This is a genomic window from Bradyrhizobium erythrophlei, from assembly GCF_042430365.1.
GTDB classification, from domain to species: domain Bacteria; phylum Pseudomonadota; class Alphaproteobacteria; order Rhizobiales; family Xanthobacteraceae; genus Bradyrhizobium; species Bradyrhizobium erythrophlei.
In genome coordinates this window covers 1-1448 of record NZ_JBHMET010000182.1, presented here as the reverse complement: position 1 = coordinate 1448, position 1448 = coordinate 1, and the positions used below count along the sequence as shown (strand labels likewise).

General features: G+C 63.5%; 1 protein-coding gene. It reads left to right on the top strand.

Going from position 1 to position 1448, the window contains the following annotated elements:
- Positions 1-61: 61 nt before the first annotated feature.
- Positions 62-1393, top strand: coding sequence for an IS1182 family transposase (locus tag ACFFWD_RS25920; RefSeq protein ID WP_376969925.1), 1332 nt, complete (start codon positions 62-64; stop codon positions 1391-1393).
- Positions 1394-1448: the final 55 nt, after the last annotated feature.

The window sequence follows — 1448 nt, the reverse complement described above, 5'->3', positions numbered from 1 at the left end:
CTAGGAGCCTGTCTGAGTAGTGACTGGTCAAGAGGGTGCGAGTCTGATTCCCTACGTAGCGATGAGCAAGGAATTTCGCCCCTGGAAGATCGATGAGGCCCAGCTTCTGCCGCCGAGCGTGCAGGATTATGTGCCGCAAGACCACGTTTCGCGGTTGATCGTGTCGCTGGTCAGGGAAAGCCTTGATCTGTCGGCGATCCTGGGCAGCTACCGGAGTGGGCTGGGTCAGCCGCCGTTTGATCCGCGGATGATGACGGCGCTGCTTCTGCACGGCTATGCGAGCGGCATCTACTCGTCGCGGCGGATCGCCAAGGCGACGGTGGAGCGGGCGGATTTCATGATGATCGTGGCAGGCGACCCGCCGGACTTCCGCACGATCTCGGAGTTCCGGCGGCGGCAGCTTAAGGCGCTGGCCGACCTGTTTGTGCAGGTGTTGAAGCTCGCCGAGAAGGCCGGGTTGGTGAAGCTCGGGCACGTTGCGCTCGACGGCACCAAGATCAAGGCGAACGCGTCCAAGCACAAGGCGATGAGCTACGATCGCATGAAGAAGCGGGAAGCGGAGCTTGAAGCGGAGGTCGATCGCTGGCTCAAGGCCGCCGAGGCCGCCGATGCGGAGGAGGACCAGCGCTACGGCGACCAGCGTGGCGACGAAATGCCCGATTGGGTGGCCGACAAGCAGAAGCGGCTGGAGAAGATCCGCGAGGCCAAGGCCGCGCTGGAGGCCGAAGCCAAGGCTGCAGCCGAGGCGGAGAGCAAGGCGCGGGCCGAGGAGCGTCGCGTCGCCGAAGGCCGCAAGAAGAGCGGCAAGACGCCGACGAAAACCGAGCCCGACGGCAAGGCGCAACGCAATTTCACGGACCCGGAGAGCCGCATCCTGAAGACCAAGGACGGTTACATCCAGGGCTACAACGCCCAGGCCGCGGTCGATGGTGCCCATCAGATCATCGTGGCGCAGACGCTGACCAGTTCCTCCAGCGATCAGGCGCAACTGGCGCCGTTGCTCGACGGGATCAGGGCCAATTTGGGGACCAATCCCGACGAAGTGTCGGCCGACGCCGGCTACTGCTCCGCCGCCAACCTTCGCACGATCAAGCGGCGGCGCATCGAGGGCTACATCGCCACCGGGCGGCAGAAGCACGGCACCCAGTCCGCCACCGCGAAAAAGGCTTCAAGAGCCGGATCGCTGATCGCCAGGATGAGCACCAAGCTCAAGCGCGCCGGCTACCGAAGTCGCTACCGCTTGCGTAAGCAGATCGTCGAACCCGTCTTCGGACAGATCAAACAGGCAAGAGGGTTCAGGCAATTCCTGCTGCGCGGCATCGACAAAGTGAAGGCCGAATGGGCCCTGATCTGCACCGCTCATAACCTCGTCAAGCTGGCGAGGGCCGCATGAACCGCTATCATTAGGATAAAACCGCCTTCCCGGAGCTAACTGGACAGGCTCCTAG

Bases quoted from the DNA above. Each gene is read 5' to 3' on its own strand.
- ACFFWD_RS25920 (WP_376969925.1), top strand. From the start codon at position 62: ATGAGCAAGGAATTTCGCCCCTGGAAGATCGATGAGGCCCAGCTTCTG.